The sequence below is a fragment of the Anaerotignum faecicola genome (assembly GCA_024460105.1).
Lineage (GTDB): Bacteria > Bacillota > Clostridia > Lachnospirales > Anaerotignaceae > JANFXS01.
On the sequence record JANFXS010000644.1, the window covers coordinates 1 to 380 of the forward strand.

General features: G+C 46.8%; 1 protein-coding gene. It reads right to left on the reverse strand.

All coding sequences use genetic code 11. The features are described 5' to 3' along the window. Positions 1-380, reverse strand: a 380-nt coding sequence (locus NE664_15815) for a penicillin-binding protein (GenBank protein MCQ4728101.1), incomplete at both ends; no start/stop codon positions are given.

Below are 380 nucleotides of genomic sequence, written 5' to 3' on the forward strand. Positions count from 1 at the left end.
GATGACTGCTCATAAGCTCATTTTGAAGTTCAGAAAAAATCTGATCCCTGGAGGATAAGAATTTACTGTTGATATTCTTTTCCACATCTGAGGCTTCTTCCGATTCAAAATGCTTCAGAGACAGAATATTATTATTAATCAGCTGGAAATACGCGTCCTTGACCGGTATCTTCATGTTGGATCCGTCCGTGGTACTCGTAATCTCCACGTCGCCGGGCAGTATGGTCTTTAACAGAACTCCGGCCAGAGACTGTTCCACCAGATGGTAAATACCGGTCTGCAGCCCTGCGATCTGTGTAAGATAGATATCATTGCCTGCCTTGGATTCCGTCTCGTTGAGAGTCTCCCTGACCCGCCCGCGGCTGTCCTTGTAGATCGTC